The sequence below is a fragment of the Bacillus cereus group sp. TH152-1LC genome, from assembly GCF_027710505.1.
GTDB classification, from domain to species: domain Bacteria; phylum Bacillota; class Bacilli; order Bacillales; family Bacillaceae_G; genus Bacillus_A; species Bacillus_A mobilis.
On record NZ_JAQFNK010000001.1, the window covers coordinates 246,139 to 266,380 of the forward strand.

Below are 20,242 nucleotides of genomic sequence, written 5' to 3' on the forward strand. Positions count from 1 at the left end.
TTAAACATTTTTAAAGTTCCTTGAGGAATAACTTAACTTTTATTTCAAACTTTGAAAAATAAGGGTTATTTTTGGGAAAGCATAGAAAAAAAGACTAGAAAATGCTAGTCTTTTTCAATAATAGTATATATTGTTTTAGGTTATGTATTAGCAATTTGTTGAATGCTTTCAACATAGTAACGGCAATACTCTTCATTCATTCGGATATTCGTTCTTCGTTCTAATTCAATTTGGTCAAAAATAAATAGTTCATTGCTTCTCCAACTAGCAGAATTGATTATATAACCTATACTCATACCAAACATTCCTGCTGCACAAATTACTTCTTCATGAATATAGTCATCTGTTTCTCCAAGCATATAATTAATTTCAGTTTTACTATACGACTTCTTTGGTTTGAGAGATAAAAGTAACTCACATAAAACATTAATAGCACATTCAAGTTTTTCCACGGAAGTATAATTCAGCTCGTGATATAGAGCATAGGGTTCGAAATTATTATATTCTTCGGGATTAATGCTTTTTTCAGTAAGTATTTTGTTCTGTTCTTTATCTACATAAAAGTTAAGATGTTTTGTTACAATTGGAGTTTCGGTTGCATGTAATGATATGTTATCTAATTCTTCTTGTTTCATAAATTCGTTAAACGATAAAATTTCATCTTCAATTAAACGATTCGATTTCCAACCTTCTGTTTCAATTAGTTTGGAAAAACCAACTAATAAAAACATTATCAAAGAAAATAATTCAGAATTTATTTCATTAGAGGATTGATTAAGTAAAAATAAAGAATGATGAGTTAGTTTCTCAATCATATTCTTTTGATATATCACTCCATCTTTTCTAGGAACAAAATAAAACTCCGTAATTCCGAATAATTTATCCATAAAGTCATTAGTAGGCATAGATAAAGAAAGGAATTTTTTGATTTCCATTCCTTGTTCTCGTCTTTGCTTCTTTTCAACATAGGTAATATTTTCTTCTAGAGTTTGATATCGATTAAATAAATATTTTTTAGACATAAGAAAAATTCTCCTTTGTAAAAAGGTTATTCGCCTTTTCATATTTTTATAAATAAAATCACAAAAAAGGTTGTTTGAGATGAAAAGCTGGTTAGGTTTTTCATTGCTATTCCTGAAAGAGGAATATACAGCTAGTTGTTGGTCAAAATGAAATATGAATAAACGAAAAGGGACAAGGTATTTCCTGTCCCTTTCATAATCAACCGATTGTTTGTTTAATTACGTATGTTATTTGCAATGTTGCATCATATGCTTTTGCTACATGTGTTAAGTGAGCCATAATTTTTTGTTGTTCAGCTAAGAAAGTATTTACTTCGCCGAATTGGAGTTTAACATTGAACTCGGCATCTTCCTTTGTAATTCCAAGTAACTCGATTTCTGTTTTCTCTTGGAATAGTTTTACCTTAGCGGTAATCTCATTAATGATTTTTCTGTTACGAATCATTTCGATTAGATTTTCACCAGGGAACAAGAGTTCACTTAATATCTCAATACTTTCTTGAGCATCAACAGTGCCATAAAGGGCGTCCGTGATAATCGATTTTACTTCTGTAGGTTCAGTTGCAGTTGCAGTGGCAATCGCAGTTGCATTACTCATTGTACATTCCTCCGTTAGGTATTATCAATTCAAAGCTATATGTGCTAACTTATGAGTTCATTATACGAATTTAAAACATAGAAGTGGGGGAATTCAAAAAAAACTTTATCAAATTCATAATTTTTTTTGAAAAAATTCAAAATTAAAAAGAAGAAAGGGGAAAAATGATAAAATCAATATGTATATGTCTCCAAATACAGAATCTCTTTTCTATATTATGTAAACAAAACGAGGAAATTCTACCTTTCTCTATAATTTTTTTAGAGAATACGTTTCATAGATATTAGTAATGGGGGAAATAATATATGAAAAATACAAAGAAGATAGCTTTTACAGTGCTTACTACAATTGGAATGGGGTTGGCTTTTACTCAAGTAGTTCAAGCAGATAGTGCACCTGGAGATGTTGTAGTTTCATTAGGGAAGGATTTAACGCCAGTCCAAAAAACTTCCTTATTAGAAAAAATGAATGTACCGAAAAATGCTATTTTAATAGATGTTACAAATGCAGAAGAAGATAAATACTTAGGTAAGCTGCTTCCGAAAACGACAATCGGAACAAGAGCAATTTCGTCTGTTAAAATTACAATTGGTAATCCTGATACTGGTATCAAAGTTCATGCTGATAACATCAACTGGGTTACTGAAGATATGTATAAGAATGCTATGATAACAGCAGGTGTTAAGGATGCTTCAGTGGAAGTAATGGCTCCGTTTTCTGTGTCTGGGACAGCTGCCTTGACTGGTATTTTCAAAGCATATGAAAAAACGACTGATGTAAAAATTACTGAAGACCAAAAAGAAGTTGCAAATGAAGAGCTTGTAAAAACTGCGAAACTAGGGGATTCTATCGGGTCTGAAAAGGCTGTTGAGTTCATGGAATTAGCAAAAGCGGCATTAGCAGAAAAAAATCCAGAGAATAAAGCAGAAATTGAAGCGATTGTTGATAATGCAGCAACTGAAACAGGCGTTCAATTGACGAAAGAAGAATCTGAAGGCGTAGTGACATTATTAGATAATATGAAAAATGCTGGTGTAGATTTTCAACATATAAAAGAGGGTTTATCAGTAGCTAAAGAAAAAGTGAACGCTATAATAAATAGCGAAGAAACAAAAAACATAATTCAAAAATTAGGTGACCTATTTAAAGCAGTCGTAGATGCAATTAAAAGTTGGTTTAATTAATACAAAAAATATTAGAGAATAGAATCATAAAGGTGGTAGATGGTAATATGATAAAAATAGTTTGCCGCGCATGTGGAAGCGATGATGTAAGATTAGTAAGTGAGGTATCTGGTTTGCAACATTTATATTTTCAATGTAATGAAGAAGGTTGCGAATACAATAAGGAATATGTTTTTACAGCAACTGAAGATTCTATAAAGGTTGAATGAAAAAGCAGTGAGTGAATCTCACTGCTTTTTCTATTATTGATTTTCGTTAAGGATTACATAATAGTTAAAAATCCAAACGAACTGATTGAAACAATTAAAGTTAACAAAGCGGCAGAAAATAATAATTCATTTTTGGATTTGAATTCTTTTTTCTTAGAAAATACTCTCTCAATGTATAGTAGGGGAGTGATTGTTTGAATAGAGCTGAAAAAAACCTTTTTGTCTTTTATATTCTTTAAAAAAGATGGGTGAAACGAGCAAATAGACAATCCATCTGGAGTTAAACATTCAATGGTTGTTGTTTTAGCCCTATTAATGTTTTTTCCCTTTGATACTCTATTGATTTGAATCCTCTTTATGTCCTCATAATAGATAATCTGTAGCCCTAATATGGAGCGAAGAACCAAAAAATCATCATAAAGGAATAACCTTTCGTATTTTAGTGTAAAGAAATATATGATTAGCACCAATGAAGGAAGACTCAAAAGACCGATGACTGTTTCTAAACTAAAATCGAAAAGTAAGAAAATAAACCCAATCACAAAAAGAAGAACGAATCCAATATGCGGTACTAATACATTCCGTTTGAATTCATAATTAGATTTCAAAAAAATTCCTCCTTTCGTTTCTTGTACAAATTGTGGTGTTTTAAATAATATATACAAATAAAAAAGTAAAGAAAAAATGAAATTAAATATAAGGTGAGTTTTTGTGTAAACAGAAAAATGTGTGGGGAATAATGAAAGTGCGTAAAAACAGTAATAATAACGGTTTTTACGCACTTTCATTTTCTTTATATGTTCTAATTAAGAACCACTATGAGTTGAACTAGAACCAATTCCTTTGCTAATTTTAGCAGAGCTAGATGTAGATGTACTAGATGAATTGGAATTATGTGTTCCAGAAGTAACGTTTGGATTTTTGTTTAGATTAATACCTGAATTTGAAGTTACAGGTTGTTTTACAATGTTAACTGTTTTAGGAGGCGTAGTTGGATGAATCGAATTTGTCTTATTCATAAAACCTGATTGATTTGAAATAGGGCTGCTACTACGATTTGACATTAAAAATAACCAATAAGGAAATGTTGAGCCATATGAATTTGTTGTACTAGTCGGTTTCCCGTTTTTATTTAGGTCGGCAATAAATGCTTCCAATTCTTTTTCGTTGTATTTACAATTGTTTTTTTCTAAATAATTTTCAACAGCCTTGATATCAACATTTGGATATTTAGCATAAAGATGGTCCAACTTTACTTCGCCGCAAGTATTTGTTTTCGTTTCCTTTGCTTGTTCGACTGTCTTTATGGGTTTTGTTGCTTCCTGTTGTGTATTATTAGTATTGGCACTGCATCCAACTGTAGTTGCTGTAAGAGCAGCTATAATGCCTGTCATCATCTTTTTCGTTTTCTTCATAGTAGACTCTCCCCTTTAGTAAATATAACTACATAATATTAATTAAATAGATAAATTTGTGAGATTTACCTATTTTTCTTGTTTTATCAGTAAAAAATATCGAAGTTTCCATATGTTTTTAAACAAATAAAATCATAATGGTTTACAATAGCTACCAATCAAGGAGGTGTTATATGAAGTTTTTGCGGTATATATCAATAATTTTAGGAACAATTGCAATATGTTTTACTGTTTCATATATAGTTATGCCTAAAACTATTTCAAAAAACGGATATCACATGGATTGGGAAGGAGAAAAAGGAAAGCCTATTTTGCGTATAACTACAAGTGATGGTGGAAATGGAGGCTGGATGGGAGCAATCGAAATAAAAACAAAAATACAAGAGGAAACTACCTACGTTTATATAAAAGGAATTTATAAAGGTGTTTCTTGGGAAGTAGGTCCTAATAGATATGAAGTTGGGATTCCTATCAAAAATAATAAAGTGAAAGTGATAGACAAAGATAATAAAACTCTTGCTAATTTGCACGTACCAATAAAGTTTAGAAATTAAGATTAATACTAATTAGGTGTTAGTCTTTTTTGTTGTTGGAGAGATAAAAGAGTGCTTTTACAAAAAAATAATTAAAATAAAAAACATGTTATAATTTGAAAAAGAAGCCACAGACTTTAGTTTTTATTTACAAAAACTAAAGAAAAAAGGAGAACTAACATGTACAGCTTAGAACAAAAATCACACGAATTATATAAAAATAACCGTTTTATGGACATCAACATTGAAGAACTAAAGTTATCTTTAGATGAAGTAAATCGGATGCATTTGGACGAAATGGTGGAATTATCTTCGGTTGTTGTTGGACCGCATAACGCCATTCCATTTGGGCGCAAATCGTTGGAATTGAATGGTCGTCATTATATCATGCAAAAAGTATTTGAAAACGAGGGACTTAATAACATGTCAGTTCCAGATATGATTCAAGAGCTTATAGAAGAAAAGGGAAAGGTATCAGACGAAGACATTTTGCAAAAGCATCCAATGTTATTTGATTATTTGGTTCATTATTTTAAAACACCAGAAAGGTATTTTAGAACTTATAAGATGGTCCGAAAATATGCCCATTGGAAACCTAGAAGAAAGCCATTAGTATTAATTTATTCGGAGCTAGGAAAGCGTTTCGAAGATTTAGTTGGTAAATTATTACAAGAAGTTAATATTTCCTTTACTAAATATAACTCTGGAATTAAGGGGTGTGAGCCGGATTTCATTATAGATGCATCGCATTGGATTGATGCGAAGCTAAGTGAACATACAGTTTTTCACTCAGAAACAATCAAAAAATATGAACCGCATATCGAAAAATTGACTATCATTTATCTCCGAAAAACTTCACAGTTGGAATATAGAAGAATGGTAACTCCAAAAACCGAATTAGTTCATATATCTCATTACATGGAGTCTTTATCACCAGAAAGACGCTCTTATTACAATGAGATTTTAAAAGATATAGAAGAAAAAACACTGAAACATCTAAAATAAATTCATAAAAAGGATGTTTTTACAAAGTTGGTTGCTTTTTTATTCTATTGAAAAAGGATATAATTGTTATTAACATATAAATTAACGAAATAGGAGAATAATATAATGGAATTAAAAGGTACATCGAAGTATAATATTGGAGCAGAAGTATATACAATTGAAGAAGATTACAAATACCCTCCGTGCAGTAAATGTGAAGGTACCGGTGAATTGGAATTGGTCATTGGTGGAACAGTTCCTTGTACTGATTGTTATGGTAAAAAAATCGATGAAAGTGAACATTTAGAAGTGATGTTCTATAAGCCGACAGAAAGAATCAAAATCGATACTGTTGGTATGCAAGTTACGGAAAATGAAACTGCTATAATTTATTGGGGAAAGAATGAAGAGGGTTATAGTGTGGGGATTGTTGAAAGTGAATGTTTCCCTTCATTAGAATTAGCGGAGCAAGAGTGTAAAAATCGCGGTGAAAAACTGACTGATGAATTGTAAATTGATGTAGTGAAAAATAAAGACGAATGCCTATTATAATTAATAATGTTTGTACTGAATTTACGAAAAAGTAACCATAATCCAAAAACATGGTATACTTTGAAAGTAACATAGATTTGGATTTTATCATACTATTGATATACCGAATTCATATAAAAATAAAACAAGAGAAAAAGGAGAATTAATATGAAAAAACGAACAAATATCCAGGATTCTTTTTTAAATGCGTGTAGAAAGTCTAAAACGCCTGTAACTATTTATACTACGAATGGGGTTCCTATGATGGGAAGAGTAGAAGCGTTTGATGACTTTTCAATTCTCCTAATTGATAAAGAAAATACCCAAAAACTTATATATAAGTCCGCTTTATCTACTATTGTGCCTAGTAAAGAGGTAGCATTAGTATTTAATGAAGATAAAAAACAGTGAATACAAAAAAGCAGCTTTTAAATTATAAAGCTGCTTTTTTCTTGTTTAAATTACTTTTTTAATTGTTCAATTAAGTTGTTTTTTATAATCTTGTCAGACATATCTAATCGCTTTAGTAGGGAAGGAAGAACTTTTTGACAAGATGATTTAGTAGTTTCTTTTAAAGTTTTTAAATCATAACATATTTCGTTTCCACCTCTATTATTGAAATAAAGGTCGTTAGAAACAAATCCCCCGTCCCTTAAAACAACATAGTGTTTAGAAGTAGTTAATAAATTTTCTCCAAACATATATTTTGGTTTTTCTTTTCCTAAAAGATGAAATAAAGTAGGAGCTGTATCAATCAATCCTCCAACCGTATCTACTTTTTTGATAGCATCTTTGTTTCCACCAGGAACATGAAAAATTAAAGGAATTCGTATATCTTCTAAGGATAATTCTGGACTATTTAATTCCATTCCTAAAAATTCTGCTACTAGCGGGGATTTCTTGATGAAAGTAGTATTGTGGTCTCCATATGTAATAAAGATTGATTTATCCCATAAACCACTTTGTTTTAACTGTTCAATAAATTGACCTATTTGGGCATCTACATAGTTAACAGCATGTAGGTAGTCTCCTAATTCGGTTCCTTCTAGTTTTCCAATTTCAATGGTGTTTTTGCTATTTGTAAAATTAAATGGATGGTGGCTAGATACACCAACAATAAAAGCATAGAAAGGTTGCTTCTTCTTAGATAAAATGGTTGCGGTTTGTTTTAATAAAGAACCATCGCTTAAAAAGGGTCCTAATACTTCATCGTTGTTCAATTCTTCAATACTATAGAATTTATCAAAACCTAAACTAGTATGTGCTAAATAGCGATTCCAAAATGATTTGGTATTGCCATGAAACGAATACGCTCCATATTCTTTGAGGTTATTTGCGGTTGAATCAAATGTGTTTCCAGGAAAACGAACATGAACAGAGCCAGTAGGTAGTGGATGCAGTGAAGCATTCACTAAAATTTCTGCATCTGATGTTCTTCCTTGTCCAGTTTGGTCAAATATATTGGAAAAATAGAAACTCTCTTTTGCTAATTTGTTTAGATTAGGCGTAATTTCTTGTCCATTGACAGTTTTGCCAATAACAAATGATTGAAGAGATTCAAATTGAAACACGATTATATTTTTGCCTTTTGCCATTCCATAATATGCATCTTTTGAATCGTTTTTTTGTTTTTTTGTAAACCAATTATCTATTTTTTGCAGTTCTTCTTTGCTAATGTGCTTTTTGTTTAGATAGTTTTCTTCAACATATTTCTTAATGTCCCATCCATGAAAGCCTACGATACCAGTTATTCGATAAACAGCAGCATTGGAATAAGATTGTTCAAAAATGTCACTACCATTTTTTTGTACATAAGAATGTACAGGGAGCCACATCATTGCTGCGCCTACGGTAAAAGAAAACCCAGTAAGCGATAATCGCTTTTTCCAATTGAGTGTTTTTTCTGTCTTAAATCGAGAATTAAAAATTAAACATAGAATCCAAAAAGGAATAGAAATAAACGCTGCCAAGTCACTTGGTTGAATTAAATATAAAATACTGTCTTTGATTCCAAGTGTTTGATTGGATTGAGAAAGTACGGGGATGGTAATAAAATCACCAAAATAGCGATAGTAAACTAGGTCACTGAAAAGAATCGCACTATAAAAGAAATCCATAATCAGCATTCCTAAAACTCTTTTTTGATTCTTAATTAGAAATAATACTGAAAACAGCAATATGGATGACCCTAAACTAATAAATATATGATAGTTGTTAGAGTATTTCATATTAAGTTGGTTTAAAAACCAATATTGCTTAGAAATCCATATGGCTACAAAAAATATACTGGTTATTACGGAAAATATCTTTGTTCTATTCATTTTTATCACCTAAAAGATGTTTTTATAAATTATTTATGAATTCCTTTTAGAGGGATTTCTTTGATATTTTCCAAAGAAAATGTATTGTGAAAGAGCAAATAATGATGAGGTGAGTTGTTATGAAATTAAATATTGAACAAATTAAAGAAATCATCCCGCACCGTTATCCTTTTCTTTTTGTAGATTCTATTGAAGAATTAGAACCGGGGAAACGAGCGGTAGGTAAGAAAAATGTTACAGCGAATGAAGAAATTTTTAATGGACATTTTCCTAATTACGCTGTGTTCCCTGGATGTATTACATTAGAAGCTTGTGCACAAACAGGCGCGGTTGCCTTATTATCGATGCCTGAGTATGCAGGAAAAATAGCATTTTTTGCTGGCGTTGAAAAATGTAGATGGAAGCGACAAGTAGGACCAGGAGACACTTTGATTATGGAAGTAGAAATGCTTTCAATCCGTCGTGGAATTGGTAGAGCTAAAGCAACTGCAACGGTAGATGGAGATTTGGCTATGGAAGCAGAAATGATGTTTGCTGTACAAAGATAACAAATCCAAAATTATTATGATAACTTTGGTATAGAAAAAATAAAAAGTATTATGGAGAATGGAGTCTAATTAGTAGGCTCCATTTTTTCTTGGTAAAAATCATTACGAACTAAAAGTTTTATATGGAAATTTGTTGGTTTATCATAAAAATATTCAGTGGATTTTTTGGGGTGAAAAACAGAAAAAATTAGTCGAAAAATTACACTTTTTTAGATTTTTATGTATTATCATAAGGATTTAAAAACAAGAGGAGGCTATAGCATGTCAAAAAAAGTTCTATTCGGCTTAGATAACGTGTTGATAGATAGTTATCGGAATAGAAATGGCGAAGTGGTTATCGAACCAAGACCAGGGGTATTAGAATTACTAGATAAACTACGTGAATTAAAAAAACAAAAAGAAGTTGAATATGTTTTGTTTACAGGTCTTCCAAAAAGATGGGTGAAAACCGAAGTTGATGTTTTGGGGGCGCAAAACTTTTTTGACAATATCGTTTCTAATGAAACGTATTTAGCAATTAAGCCGGGTTCTATAGAAGATAAAGTTTTTGGTATACATAGTGAATTCTACGGTTTAAAACCGTTTACTGTTATAGAGGGCGACCTTTTGCTTATTGAAGATAATCCTATTATGCAAAGAGCAGGAGAAGCCATTAAATCAGAATATGAAATGAAAGATTTAAATAGAGTAATTGATATTTGTAAGGTTGATTTTTATGAATCCATAGACAACAGAAGATATGACATAATTGATGAACTAGAGGAAACTCAAGAAAAAACGGCTTTTAATATAAAACGTATTCAAAAAATGAGAGAAAATCTAGATACAATAATGGAAAAAGGTATGCTCGAAATGGAGAAAATTTACGATAATATTGTTCAGTTTGCTTCTGATAACTTTGTTCCTTCACAAAGAATCAATAAATATCTTCCTGTAGAAGACCAAGATGATTTTGAGTCGCAGCTCCAGAGGTTGATAGACTTACATTTTTAATGAATGCCCTATTATGGGTATTTATTTTTACTTAAATGCTGTTTTTTTAACAAAAAAATCCAAAGCATGGTAGACTTTAAAAAAATTTTAGGAGGAACAAACATGTTTCATGAAGGAGAAAAGGTTTACCATAGAGGATTAAAAGAGAAGGGGACATTTGTTCGATACGATAAACTGGATACAGATACAGCGCATGTAATTTTTCTTGAAGATGGATATTACGACACAAAGAGAGTGAGTATCTCATTACTTGAAAAAGCAAAAGACCATAATGAAGTATTAAAAACTTCAAAAGGGTATATTTCCTATGTTGGTTTTATTGGTGGGGGAGATATGGCTATTAGTGTAAGATTCATAGACAACATTGATGATGCTAAGAGGTTTAAATCTTCATTTTTAGATGAAACTCCAGTTCGACTAGAATCAATTGAAGAACAAGCAGGAGAAAAAGTGCAACGTATACTTGTGAAAACTGTCCCAGTTGAAGAAGAGAAGTAAAACATTAGAAAGGTTTAACCTAGATAGAATTTTATCTAGGTTTTTTTAATTTCTGTATTTTAGTAATTAGGACAGTAAAAAAGAACTCGGTTTAATAACCAAGTTCTTTTGTGATTCATTGTCTAATTCTAATATAATTCTTCTCCATGAGCTTCTTTCCATCGAGCCCATAATTCTAAAGCACTTAATGTTGCTAATGCTTCATAGTTATTTTGAGTTACTTTATCAACATATTCTAAATCGTATAAATCATAGCAAGAATCCAATGATTGACATAGAGATTCTAGTGAATGATAGCGGCGAAGAATATCATTTTTTGATAAATTTGTTAGTTTCTCAGGTAAAGCCTGACTTCTATCATTTACCGTAGATTGAACTAAGTGGAGTGTATATTTGTTATCATGACCATCGTTTAATTCGATAAGATGTTCTGAACTACTAATAATTGCTCCTTGTGTACCAACTAAATTTTCTGCTTTCGTTTTTAACATTTCTTCTGCAAATGGTTTTTCATAATAAGTTTCAACGTTAATCTCTAATTTATTAGATTTTGATAATTTTGTTTCCTTTAAGATGAAAATTTTGTTATTTGGCATTTGTATGCACTCCTTAGTTTTTTATTATTATAAGAGAATTTTTTAATTTTAGGGAAAAATAGGTGATAAAGTTTATGCGGTTCTTCGGAAATTAAACAAAAAGAAACACGTTATATTTGCGTGTTTCTAAAATGATAAATTTGGTTTGAAATATCTTCAAGCTCGCTTTTATTAAGTAAAGCGTTGATATAACGAGTCGGAAGACTTTCATAACCACAATGTGTTCCATATAGACCTCCAGCAATAGCTCCTATCGTATCTGTATCGTCACCTACATTAGCTGCTCTAACAACAACTTCTTCGAAATCTTTAGACGTATAGCATAAGTGTAGTGCCCAAACCAAGGTATGCAGGACAAATCCATCTGAAGGAACAGAAGGGTTTATTAATTCTTCTTTGGGTAAATTTAATTGAGAGAAAGACTGTTCAATTACAATCTTAAATTCATTTCCGTTCAGAATGTTTGCTATGGCTTCTGTATAAATGGAACAACAATTAGCAGCAAGAACATCATAGTGAGTTAAACTAGATTGTTCCATAGAAATGTGCTGTGCCTTCTCTAAATCAGGTATTAATAATGGGATAGGAAGGGTCCTCATTAATGAGCCATTCCCGGCACTTTTGCCGTCTAAAGAATCATGTGCAGTTAAAGCGGCTTCTTTCCATGAATTATGCATTTTGTAGTATTTCAGTGCAATCCTTGTATTGATTCCGATATCTTTTGGACTTGAATGAAGCCAGTTCAAAAATTCATTTCCAATTTCTTCGATGGGATTGTCTTTGTTGTTTAAGATTCCTCGCGCTACGCATAATGACATAGCAGTATCATCTGTTGTTTCTCCGGGTTTCCAGTTAAACATACCTCCGCCTATCATTTCCGTAACCTTTCCTCCAAATTTATATTCAATTTGTGGTGGTTTGAGAAACTCAGTTGGAGCTCCTAGAGCATCACCAATTGCAAGCCCAAATAAACCACCTTTAATCTTATTTAGCATATGAAATCATCTCCCTCGACATAAAGTCTTGTTATTTATATACCAACAAAACAAATAGTTCCTTTAAAAAAGCTCCCCTGTATAAGGGAGCAAATATGAAATATTGTTTTATTCTTCGGTTGAAAATGGGACTTTTAATCCATCATGTAAAACAATGAATAGCTGTCCAGACTCTTCAACTATCTTGATTTGTGTTTCATTGTATTTTTCGATAAGGCTTTTGTGTTTCTCTGCTGCTTTTTCTTCGCTAAGAATAGCAAATAATTCTTTTATTTTTGCTAATAGCGGGAAAGAATACAACATATTGTTGATTAATTCGTCATACTTTTCGTCTAAATTTAAATCCCATAAATAATCCGTAAAAGAAAGACCATCTGTTTCATAAGCTTCAACCAGAGCACTATTTACTTTCCAATCACATATACTGTAGCTGCCTTGGTCATATATTTCATGGCAAGCTATAGTGAAATGATTTGGTTCTTCGAACTCTAAATCACCTTTAAATTCTACGCTAAATTCCCAACTAGTGAAAACCTTTGGATAAGAATGACCTCCTGTATCGATGTCAAATGTATCTTTAAAGATATTTGGTTCCACGAAATGTAAATGACTAAGAAAATCTACAACTTCCTCTGTGGAATTAGATAAAATCCAAAGTCTTTGTTGTTCGATAAAGTCTTTCCATTCCTTGTTAAGTCCCTCTAATAGTGTAGTAAATGTTGGTTTCATAATGATTCTCCTTAGTTTTTACATATTATAAAATAAATTCTGGATTAGGGTGATAAAAAAGTTAACATATAAATAAAAGCTGCGGGTTTGACCAGCAGCTTTACGTTTTCATTTAATTTCAATCATTGTGGATTAAAAAATAGCATAAGGATAATCAATATTATCAATGAATCCAATCTCTTTTGCCTTCTGGCGAGCTTTCATTGTGTTTTCATAACTATAAGCCCAAGTTTCTTTAAAACCGCCTAAAAAGCCTTTCTCACCGGTTACAATGAATTTCCTAAAGCTTTTTACTAAATCCCAAAGAGTTCCGCCGCCATTAAATCCTTCCATGCGACTATTTTGTTCGTCAGTGATATATAGTTTGTTACCACTGTAACTATCAACATAAAATAATTCTGTATCATAATCAAAATAGGCAATTTGATTTGTATATTGAGAATAAAAAAATCTTCGGTCAAGACTAGAAATTAACTTGATTAGCTCATTTGTATCATTCATACGTTTTAATATTTGTTCTGTTTTCATGCTCATTCTCCTTAAGTTTTCAATATTTTAACACACTGAATTCAAAATGGTGCAAACGTTGAAAATAAAAAAGCACAAGGATTAGTCATGTCCTTGCGCTTTTTTACTCTTAGTGAGGTATCTATAATTATGTCTATGAATATATTACCACAAAATAAATAGAAATCCTGAAAAAATGATTTTTTTTAATATTATTCAGAAGAAAATTATCGTAAGACAATTTAAATTAAAATAACAAAATATATGAAGTTTTAACTCGAAATGATTTAATAAAGTATAATTAGAAAAATAATAAAAAAGGGGAAATGAAAATGATGAAATTAAGTGAAAAAGCATATTATCAAGTAGTAGAGGAAATTGCGGACATTATTTTAGGTGTTCAATTTTCAGAAGAAAATATTAAAAAGTATGGATTAGCATCGGCTGCTATCTTTGTTTCTTATGATTTAGAAGGGAATTTTCAATGTACATCAATTTGTGGTGAAGGTTTGACAGTGGACTGGTGTTTAACAGATGAGGAGTTAGAACAACTGTTTCAACACATTGATAAAAATGGACTTAAGGATGAATTATTGAAGCAAATTAATTTAGTGGGATGAAAAATGGTATTAAAATAATATCAAAAACCAAAAGGAGAGAAATAATATGAAAGCAGTATGCCCAAAAAATAAAAACCATAAAGAATTTATTACAACAGCGCACGTTGTGCAAGAGTGGAAAGTAGATGCAGAAGGAGACTGGTTAAAAACGGTTGATAATTGTGTACAAGTGACCCACAAACCTAATCGTGATGACGTTTGGACATGTGCTGTATGTGGTGCGGAAGCAGAAGTAGAATAAAGTAAACTTATGATGAGCCTAATGAAAAATCATTGAGGCTATTTTTATTTTTAAATAAAAATATCTTAATTTGATACAAAGACCTAGGAATACAAGAAAGCCTTGTATTCCTCATATCATTAAAAAGCTTGCTACATTTTTTCATATATAATATGAAAAGAAACAAGTTTGAGTTTTTCTGAATTGGTGATTGGTTACTCATGTACTACCGTGCCAACCTCAACATGAGATGGACTAGACTGAAAATACATAGTTGTAGCCATAACGATTGTGAATAAAACGAAAAATCCCATAATATATTTAGAAATAGCCATGTTGTGTACCTCTCTGCTCTCTATTTTATGCTTTTATTCTATTATACAGAATGTAAATCCAAAATAAAATACCGAAAATATTTCCATTTTGAATTTAGAAAAAAGGGAAATGTATTTTTAAAGACAAATTACATTACAGTTAACTGTAATTACACTAAACTGTAAAAAGGATGATAGAAGTGGAACAAATTTATACAGCACAAGAAATAGCTGAAATCCTTCAACAAGAGGGAGATAAGGAAATGACTGTCCGAAAGGTTCGCCATTACGCAGAAATCGGATTATTGCCGGACAGGGCTATTATAAACGGAAGAAAAAGATTTACAGATGAGCACCTGGAGTATTTACGAGCTACGCGTACAATGAAAAAAACAGGTGAAAGTTTGGATAACATCAAAAGAACTTTAAATCATTTAGATGCAAATAATATTCGTAATATAGGAACACAATTAAATCATTACTCTTCGGAGACATTGATTAATACACAAACACATCACTTTAATTCAGATATTGCTTTTACATTTAGTAATCAAGTTTCATCAGAAATCAGAAGTGATATTATAGAAACAGTAACGCAAATTCTGAAATCAAATAAACTATTTTAATTTTGGTAAGGGGAATGGGAATGCTACAATTAAAACTTGCAAAATCAATGATGGAAAATGAAGAAGGAATGAATCATTTACATATTCGTGTGAATCCAGAAGAAACGTTAGAGAAAGTTGAAAAGCCAGTTGCTTTTTTTCTAGTAATAGATAGTTCATCAAGTATGAATGATTCAATAGATAGCAATGATAATAGACGTTATATAAATGGTGTGTTCAATAAGAATCATTATGAAGGAAATACAAAACTTGATTATGTAAAACAAGCTTCAGAAAAATTGATTGATATGATGAAAGATGGAGATATGTTAGGAATCGTATCATTCTCAAGCGTAGCAAGAAGAGAATACGACTTAACAGCATTAAACAAGAATGAACGATATGTAGCAAAAGATAGAATCCGTGCATTAGTAGCAAGTGGAATGACAAACGTGAGTGATGGATTAGAAGAAGCATATAAGCAAATTCCGAAAGAGTTAACAAAGACTCATCATATAAAAATCATGTTGGCATCTGATGGTGTAGCGAATTATGGCATTACAAATGATGATGGTATTGCTACGCTTGTGAATGAATACAGAAAAAATGGAATAAGTGTTTCTACAATTGGAGTAGGACTAGAATACAATAGTTATTTCATGGAGGTCATTGCGACAGCTTCAGGTGGAATGTTTTATCATTTAGAAAAAATGGAGCAGCTAAACGATATTTTAACAAAAGAATTAGAAACGCTATCGACATTGAATACGAAACAAGCAAAAGTGATGATTACCACAACTGAAGATATCAAAGTATCATCGAATTTAAATGGATATGCCGAGGATAAAAAGGGAGAAATTTTCTTAGGTAACTTATTTAATGGATTAGATGTGCTTATTGAATTATTTACAGAAAAAGAAATCGAAGTGGGCAATCGAATCGTAAATGTTCGTTATGAATACGTAAATGCTAAAGGCATTAAAAACGCTATTGAAAAAGAAATTGTTTTAAACGTTGTACATGAAGACGACATGGATGAAGTAGAAACAGACAAGGAAGTAGTGGAATTAGTTAAGAAATTGGTTGAAGCTAAAACCAAAAAAGAAGCGTTGCGTCATTATGAAGTAGGGAACATGGATATGCTGAGAGGGAACCTGCAAAATACATATAACAACATTTCGAAACTAAGTGAAAGTTACGGATTTGATGCTGAAAATATGGTATCGGATATGAAAAGCTTCGAAACAACTGTAATGACTCGCTCAATTAATAAAGCTGAAATGAAAACCATGTATATGGAAAATTATTCGTTGATGAGCAATAAATCCAAACGAGATGAGTAGAAGGAAAATAATTTCGACTATGAAGTTGTTCTAAAACAAACAGTGAGGAAGTGTATTATGTACACGAAAGAACAAAAAATACTTGCTATTGTAACGTATTTGACTGAGGGATGGGATGAAAAGGCATCAGTAGAATATCGAATTGAATATATGAAGAAAGAAGCAATGAAATATGCAAAAGGACATCCAGAGTGGAGCGACATATATGGGCATGCTTTAGCACCTATTGATGATGTTGGTATAAATGAATTAAGATGTTTAATTGATGAGATGATAACACTAGCAAGTAGTAGAACGGAATAAAAATAGAAAATTAAAACACAAGGTGTAAAAATAAAAGCCTTGTGTTTTTTTATAACTATCTTTTTTATAATGTAATGTAGTGTTATGTAAAATTGATTTTTTAATCATATATTACAAACTATTTAATGTATCTTTTTTTGTTGTGATATTTGTACGATAGAGGGGAAAGACTACGAAAATTTTAACTGTAAATGGATAAACAAGATATAATAGGTAAAAAACGAGGAGACTGAAGGATGAAAAAAGTATATAAATTTAAAAACTTAAGTGAAGATGCAAAGAAAAGGGCAACAGAGGTAGTGCATGAACAAGAAATGAATAAAGAGCAGGATTGGACTGTAGAGTGCCAAGAGATAACAGAGAACATTAAATATATTATCAATGAAGAAGTTAAATTAGATTGTGATGATATCAGTTGGGAAGAAAATTATGGTATATCATTGGATTTATCATCTGTATCGATGACTGAAGAGTATTTAAAAAAGGTATTATCCAAAGAAGAATATGATTTGCTAAAGGAATTAGAATCACTAACAGATAACTACACCGAACACAAATTATTTGATAATGATTACAACAAAAATGGATATGTTTTATTCTTTGATTATATAGAGTTTGATGAAACAGAAGCGATGGAGTTTATTATGAAGCATTCGGAAGTTGAAGAGATAAAAGTGAAATATAAATTCCCCCTTTTATTGGAAGCAACGTTATCATCTGAAGAATATAGCGAATTGGAGAATGAAGTGGCTGAATTAGGAGGAAGATTAGCAACCAAATTATCAGAAAAAGTAAATCCACATATTTCTGCTTTAGTAGATAGATTAAAGAAAGTCGTGCAAGAGGGATGTGATTACTTAGGTTCAGAAGAATATTATCATGACCAACTGGAAGCTGAGTGTTCCCCTGTAGATACCTACTTATTTAGCTATCAAGGTGAATTGATTTTAATAGATGGAGAGTATATTGATTCCAAATTTGAAGAAATTTATCATGATAGTGAAGTGTAAAAATAAACATTGTAATTAAAAAAGGCGCACATGCGCCTTTTTATTATTCGAAATTATGCTTGTATTAATTTTTCTTAACTAATACAGAATGGTCGCTAACAGTATAAGTTACATTTAACCCCATGTTTTCACTAATGAAACGAAGTGGAACAAATGTAGTGTTTTGTTTTAACTCCGGAGGAGCATCTATTTTAACATTTTTACTATTCATCGATGCGTATGTTTTATCAAGAGTTAATATAACAATAGTATCTCCATCTTTTAATGTTACTGTTTTGTCCTTCTGATTCCAAATTACATTCATGCCTAATTGTTCGCTTATCATACGAATAGGAACCATTGTTCTTCCGTTTTTGATATAAGGAGGGGATAGTAATTCAGCTAATTGATTTTTAGTATACACATCTTTGTTTCCTATAAATATTTTAACGTGTTCTTCGTTAGTATTTGATTTGTATAAAGCATCTATCTTTTCAAATGCGACCTTATTATCTGGTGTATATATCGTAATTTTAAATTCGTTTTTTCCTTCACGTAAATCTTCAGGTTTAACGCTTATATCATAAGGGTACTGATAAGATTCGCCTTTGACTTTCCCGTTGATTTGATATGTTACTTTGCCAATGTAAGGTACAAAAGTCTTAGCCCATGCCATGATTTTAATCGGTTCCGTAATTGCCTGTTTTTTATAATTCGTAACATATGTAGGAACAGTAGTTTCTTGTTTTGCAAACTCTCCATTTACAACTGAAGAAAGGAAATAATCGTCGCTTATCATGTCTTTGTAGCTTTCAAATACTTTTTTGTTATCCATAATACTATAGTCGGCTTTCTTTCTATCAGCGCTATTTGCATGTTTTAAGGTATTCATACTAAACCAGTTAATCTCTTTAAGCCTAGGGAAGTTTAACTTTGCCCCCTCATACAACATGTGCATTTTAGTGATAGCGAAATTAGACGCATCTTTTAAATCAGCAGCACTTAAATGACTTGCTCCGTATTCACTTAACATCATTGGTTTTCTATCTGAATACTTTTCATACACATATCGAATTTCTTCGATTGGATTTGTGTAATCATTAGGTGAATTTATATTAGCATTTTGGAAGTTGTTACTATAGTGATTAACTCCAACCCAATCTACATAATCATCACCTGGGTAATATTTATCAATTTCATTTTTTGGACTATCTGCTGGAGACCAAACCATAGCAACATTTGGTGCTTCTTCTTTCATCACTTTGGAAATCAATCTAAACTTCTCAATATATAATTTCGGGTTGCCATTCCATTTCACCCAATTTCCATTCATTTCAGATGCGAATCTAATGAAAATAGGAACCTTTGCAGCGTAGGCATCTCTAGCGAACTGTCTTAAGTATTGGTCATCCTTCACAGCCTCTAAACCGTTATTTGGTTCTAAAGCTAAATGAACAGCATTATTAGCATTAACATCCTTAACTTTGTTTAGCCAAGCAGTAGGGAAGTTCGTACCGTAATTATGATATGCGAAATAAACAGCGTGTTGTTTCCCTGTTTTTTGATTAAATTCTGCAAATCGATTTGAATAATTAAGGTTTTCTTCTTTCTCTATAAACGCACCAATATACATACCATTGGAAGGTTCATATTTTTGAAGTTGATAATTTTTAGGTTGTTTGTCTGTAGTCATATATAAATCCACGGAACTATTTAACGATTCTGCTATTCTTATTACGGCATAATAAGTATTCATATCGCCCATTTTATAATAAACATTAGCTTCCTTGTAATGCGTCTCTGATGCCTTTTGATATTGACCGTCCAGCTTATAAGACTCAGCTAACTTTCTTAGATAAGATGCATTAGGCTCTAAATTAACTGCGTATTGAAATTCCGTTATTGCATGTTTGTAGTCTTTCTTATTAAAGTAATCCATTCCTTTTTTGTAGTGACTATAAGCATATTCGATAGGTTTTGCATATGCCGTTGTTGCAGGAACTGTTAATGTACAAGCTAGAATAAGAAATAAAAAGTTTTTAAATTTCATAGTTACCTCCTTTTAAAGTGATTAATTGTTCTATACATAACATAGGCTTTGTAGAAATCAATGATTTTATCAATTTTGTTGTTTATCGTAAGAACAGAGAAATATAAAAAAGACCATCGATGGATATATCAATGG

The 20,242-nt window shown here is 31.3% G+C and carries 25 protein-coding genes; 15 read left to right on the forward strand and 10 right to left on the reverse strand.

Features of this window, described 5'->3' with window-relative positions; translation table 11 throughout:
• Window positions 1-140: 140 nt before the first annotated feature.
• Window positions 141-1,022 carry a hypothetical protein gene (locus PDL00_RS01265; protein ID WP_270725600.1) on the reverse strand — a complete coding sequence of 294 codons (882 nt, stop codon included), beginning with the start codon at window positions 1,020-1,022 and terminating at the stop codon, window positions 141-143.
• Between the two features lie 199 nt (window positions 1,023-1,221).
• A complete protein-coding gene (locus PDL00_RS01270; protein ID WP_270725601.1) occupies window positions 1,222-1,620 on the reverse strand; it encodes a hypothetical protein in 399 nt (132 codons plus the stop codon).
• Window positions 1,621-1,925: 305 nt separating this feature from the next.
• Between PDL00_RS01270 and PDL00_RS01275 the strand changes: the two genes are divergently transcribed.
• Both PDL00_RS01275 and PDL00_RS01280 read left to right on the forward strand, forming a co-directional pair.
• Complete coding sequence (locus PDL00_RS01275; protein ID WP_098007398.1) at window positions 1,926-2,804, forward strand: DUF1002 domain-containing protein; 879 nt, start codon at window positions 1,926-1,928, stop codon at window positions 2,802-2,804.
• A 47-nt stretch (window positions 2,805-2,851) separates the two neighbouring features.
• Complete coding sequence (locus PDL00_RS01280) at window positions 2,852-3,013, forward strand: hypothetical protein (protein ID WP_270725604.1); 162 nt, start codon at window positions 2,852-2,854, stop codon at window positions 3,011-3,013.
• A gap of 53 nt (window positions 3,014-3,066) precedes the next feature.
• Here PDL00_RS01280 and PDL00_RS01285 read toward each other — a convergent pair whose 3' ends face one another.
• Window positions 3,067-3,621, reverse strand: a complete 555-nt coding sequence (locus tag PDL00_RS01285) for a DUF6585 family protein (RefSeq protein ID WP_270725606.1) — start codon at window positions 3,619-3,621, stop codon at window positions 3,067-3,069.
• Between the two features lie 198 nt (window positions 3,622-3,819).
• Window positions 3,820-4,428 (reverse strand): hypothetical protein, encoded by a 609-nt coding sequence (locus PDL00_RS01290; RefSeq protein WP_270725608.1) that lies wholly within the window; start codon window positions 4,426-4,428, stop codon window positions 3,820-3,822.
• Between the two features lie 173 nt (window positions 4,429-4,601).
• On the opposite strand from PDL00_RS01290, the gene PDL00_RS01295 reads away from it, so the two are divergent.
• The 4 genes from PDL00_RS01295 (at window position 4,602) to hfq (ending at window position 6,887) form a co-directional block, all read left to right on the forward strand.
• On the forward strand, window positions 4,602-4,982 hold the full coding sequence (locus PDL00_RS01295; protein ID WP_098879636.1) for a hypothetical protein: 381 nt from the start codon (window positions 4,602-4,604) through the stop codon (window positions 4,980-4,982).
• A 159-nt stretch (window positions 4,983-5,141) separates the two neighbouring features.
• Window positions 5,142-5,966 (forward strand): hypothetical protein, encoded by an 825-nt coding sequence (locus tag PDL00_RS01300; RefSeq protein WP_270725610.1) that lies wholly within the window; start codon window positions 5,142-5,144, stop codon window positions 5,964-5,966.
• 105 nt (window positions 5,967-6,071) lie between these two features.
• Window positions 6,072-6,458 (forward strand): hypothetical protein, encoded by a 387-nt coding sequence (locus PDL00_RS01305; RefSeq protein ID WP_270725612.1) that lies wholly within the window; start codon window positions 6,072-6,074, stop codon window positions 6,456-6,458.
• Between the two features lie 186 nt (window positions 6,459-6,644).
• Window positions 6,645-6,887: an RNA chaperone Hfq gene (gene hfq, locus PDL00_RS01310; protein ID WP_098006994.1), complete on the forward strand. Its 243-nt coding sequence runs from the start codon at window positions 6,645-6,647 to the stop codon at window positions 6,885-6,887.
• A 50-nt stretch (window positions 6,888-6,937) separates the two neighbouring features.
• Here the strand turns inward: hfq and PDL00_RS01315 are convergent, their stop codons facing one another.
• Complete coding sequence (locus tag PDL00_RS01315) at window positions 6,938-8,797, reverse strand: LTA synthase family protein (protein WP_270725615.1); 1,860 nt, start codon at window positions 8,795-8,797, stop codon at window positions 6,938-6,940.
• 119 nt (window positions 8,798-8,916) lie between these two features.
• Here PDL00_RS01315 and fabZ point away from each other — a divergent pair, with 119 nt between their 5' ends.
• From fabZ to PDL00_RS01330, 3 genes are all read left to right on the forward strand, one after another.
• Entirely contained in the window at window positions 8,917-9,345 is a 429-nt protein-coding gene (gene fabZ / locus PDL00_RS01320) for a 3-hydroxyacyl-ACP dehydratase FabZ (RefSeq protein WP_270725617.1), read from the forward strand.
• Between the two features lie 261 nt (window positions 9,346-9,606).
• Entirely contained in the window at window positions 9,607-10,338 is a 732-nt protein-coding gene (locus PDL00_RS01325; protein ID WP_270725620.1) for a hypothetical protein, read from the forward strand.
• A 102-nt stretch (window positions 10,339-10,440) separates the two neighbouring features.
• Window positions 10,441-10,836 (forward strand): hypothetical protein, encoded by a 396-nt coding sequence (locus PDL00_RS01330; protein ID WP_098006551.1) that lies wholly within the window; start codon window positions 10,441-10,443, stop codon window positions 10,834-10,836.
• A gap of 128 nt (window positions 10,837-10,964) precedes the next feature.
• Here PDL00_RS01330 and PDL00_RS01335 read toward each other — a convergent pair whose 3' ends face one another.
• The 4 genes from PDL00_RS01335 to PDL00_RS01350 all read right to left on the reverse strand — a co-directional run bounded on the left by PDL00_RS01335 (window position 10,965) and on the right by PDL00_RS01350 (window position 13,684).
• Complete coding sequence (locus tag PDL00_RS01335) at window positions 10,965-11,432, reverse strand: hypothetical protein (protein WP_270725625.1); 468 nt, start codon at window positions 11,430-11,432, stop codon at window positions 10,965-10,967.
• Window positions 11,433-11,542: 110 nt separating this feature from the next.
• Complete coding sequence (locus PDL00_RS01340; RefSeq protein WP_270725627.1) at window positions 11,543-12,427, reverse strand: ADP-ribosylglycohydrolase family protein; 885 nt, start codon at window positions 12,425-12,427, stop codon at window positions 11,543-11,545.
• A gap of 108 nt (window positions 12,428-12,535) precedes the next feature.
• Entirely contained in the window at window positions 12,536-13,156 is a 621-nt protein-coding gene (locus tag PDL00_RS01345; RefSeq protein WP_270725629.1) for a hypothetical protein, read from the reverse strand.
• Window positions 13,157-13,288: 132 nt separating this feature from the next.
• Window positions 13,289-13,684, reverse strand: a complete 396-nt coding sequence (locus tag PDL00_RS01350; RefSeq protein ID WP_270725631.1) for a hypothetical protein — start codon at window positions 13,682-13,684, stop codon at window positions 13,289-13,291.
• Between the two features lie 311 nt (window positions 13,685-13,995).
• On the opposite strand from PDL00_RS01350, the gene PDL00_RS01355 reads away from it, so the two are divergent.
• From PDL00_RS01355 to PDL00_RS01380, 6 genes are all read left to right on the forward strand, one after another.
• Window positions 13,996-14,283, forward strand: coding sequence for a hypothetical protein (locus tag PDL00_RS01355; protein ID WP_270725633.1), 288 nt, complete (start codon window positions 13,996-13,998; stop codon window positions 14,281-14,283).
• A gap of 46 nt (window positions 14,284-14,329) precedes the next feature.
• On the forward strand, window positions 14,330-14,524 hold the full coding sequence (locus PDL00_RS01360; protein WP_270725635.1) for a hypothetical protein: 195 nt from the start codon (window positions 14,330-14,332) through the stop codon (window positions 14,522-14,524).
• A 493-nt stretch (window positions 14,525-15,017) separates the two neighbouring features.
• The gene (locus PDL00_RS01365; protein ID WP_270725637.1) at window positions 15,018-15,443 is read left to right on the forward strand and encodes a MerR family transcriptional regulator; all 426 of its coding nucleotides are present in this window, start codon (window positions 15,018-15,020) and stop codon (window positions 15,441-15,443) included.
• Window positions 15,444-15,463: 20 nt separating this feature from the next.
• Complete coding sequence (locus tag PDL00_RS01370; RefSeq protein WP_270725639.1) at window positions 15,464-16,765, forward strand: vWA domain-containing protein; 1,302 nt, start codon at window positions 15,464-15,466, stop codon at window positions 16,763-16,765.
• Window positions 16,766-16,822: 57 nt separating this feature from the next.
• The gene (locus PDL00_RS01375) at window positions 16,823-17,068 is read left to right on the forward strand and encodes a hypothetical protein (protein ID WP_270725641.1); all 246 of its coding nucleotides are present in this window, start codon (window positions 16,823-16,825) and stop codon (window positions 17,066-17,068) included.
• Between the two features lie 236 nt (window positions 17,069-17,304).
• Entirely contained in the window at window positions 17,305-18,078 is a 774-nt protein-coding gene (locus PDL00_RS01380) for a hypothetical protein (RefSeq protein WP_270725643.1), read from the forward strand.
• A 64-nt stretch (window positions 18,079-18,142) separates the two neighbouring features.
• On the opposite strand, the gene PDL00_RS01385 is transcribed toward PDL00_RS01380, so the two are convergent.
• The gene (locus PDL00_RS01385; protein ID WP_270725645.1) at window positions 18,143-20,107 is read right to left on the reverse strand and encodes a stalk domain-containing protein; all 1,965 of its coding nucleotides are present in this window, start codon (window positions 20,105-20,107) and stop codon (window positions 18,143-18,145) included.
• Window positions 20,108-20,242: the final 135 nt, after the last annotated feature.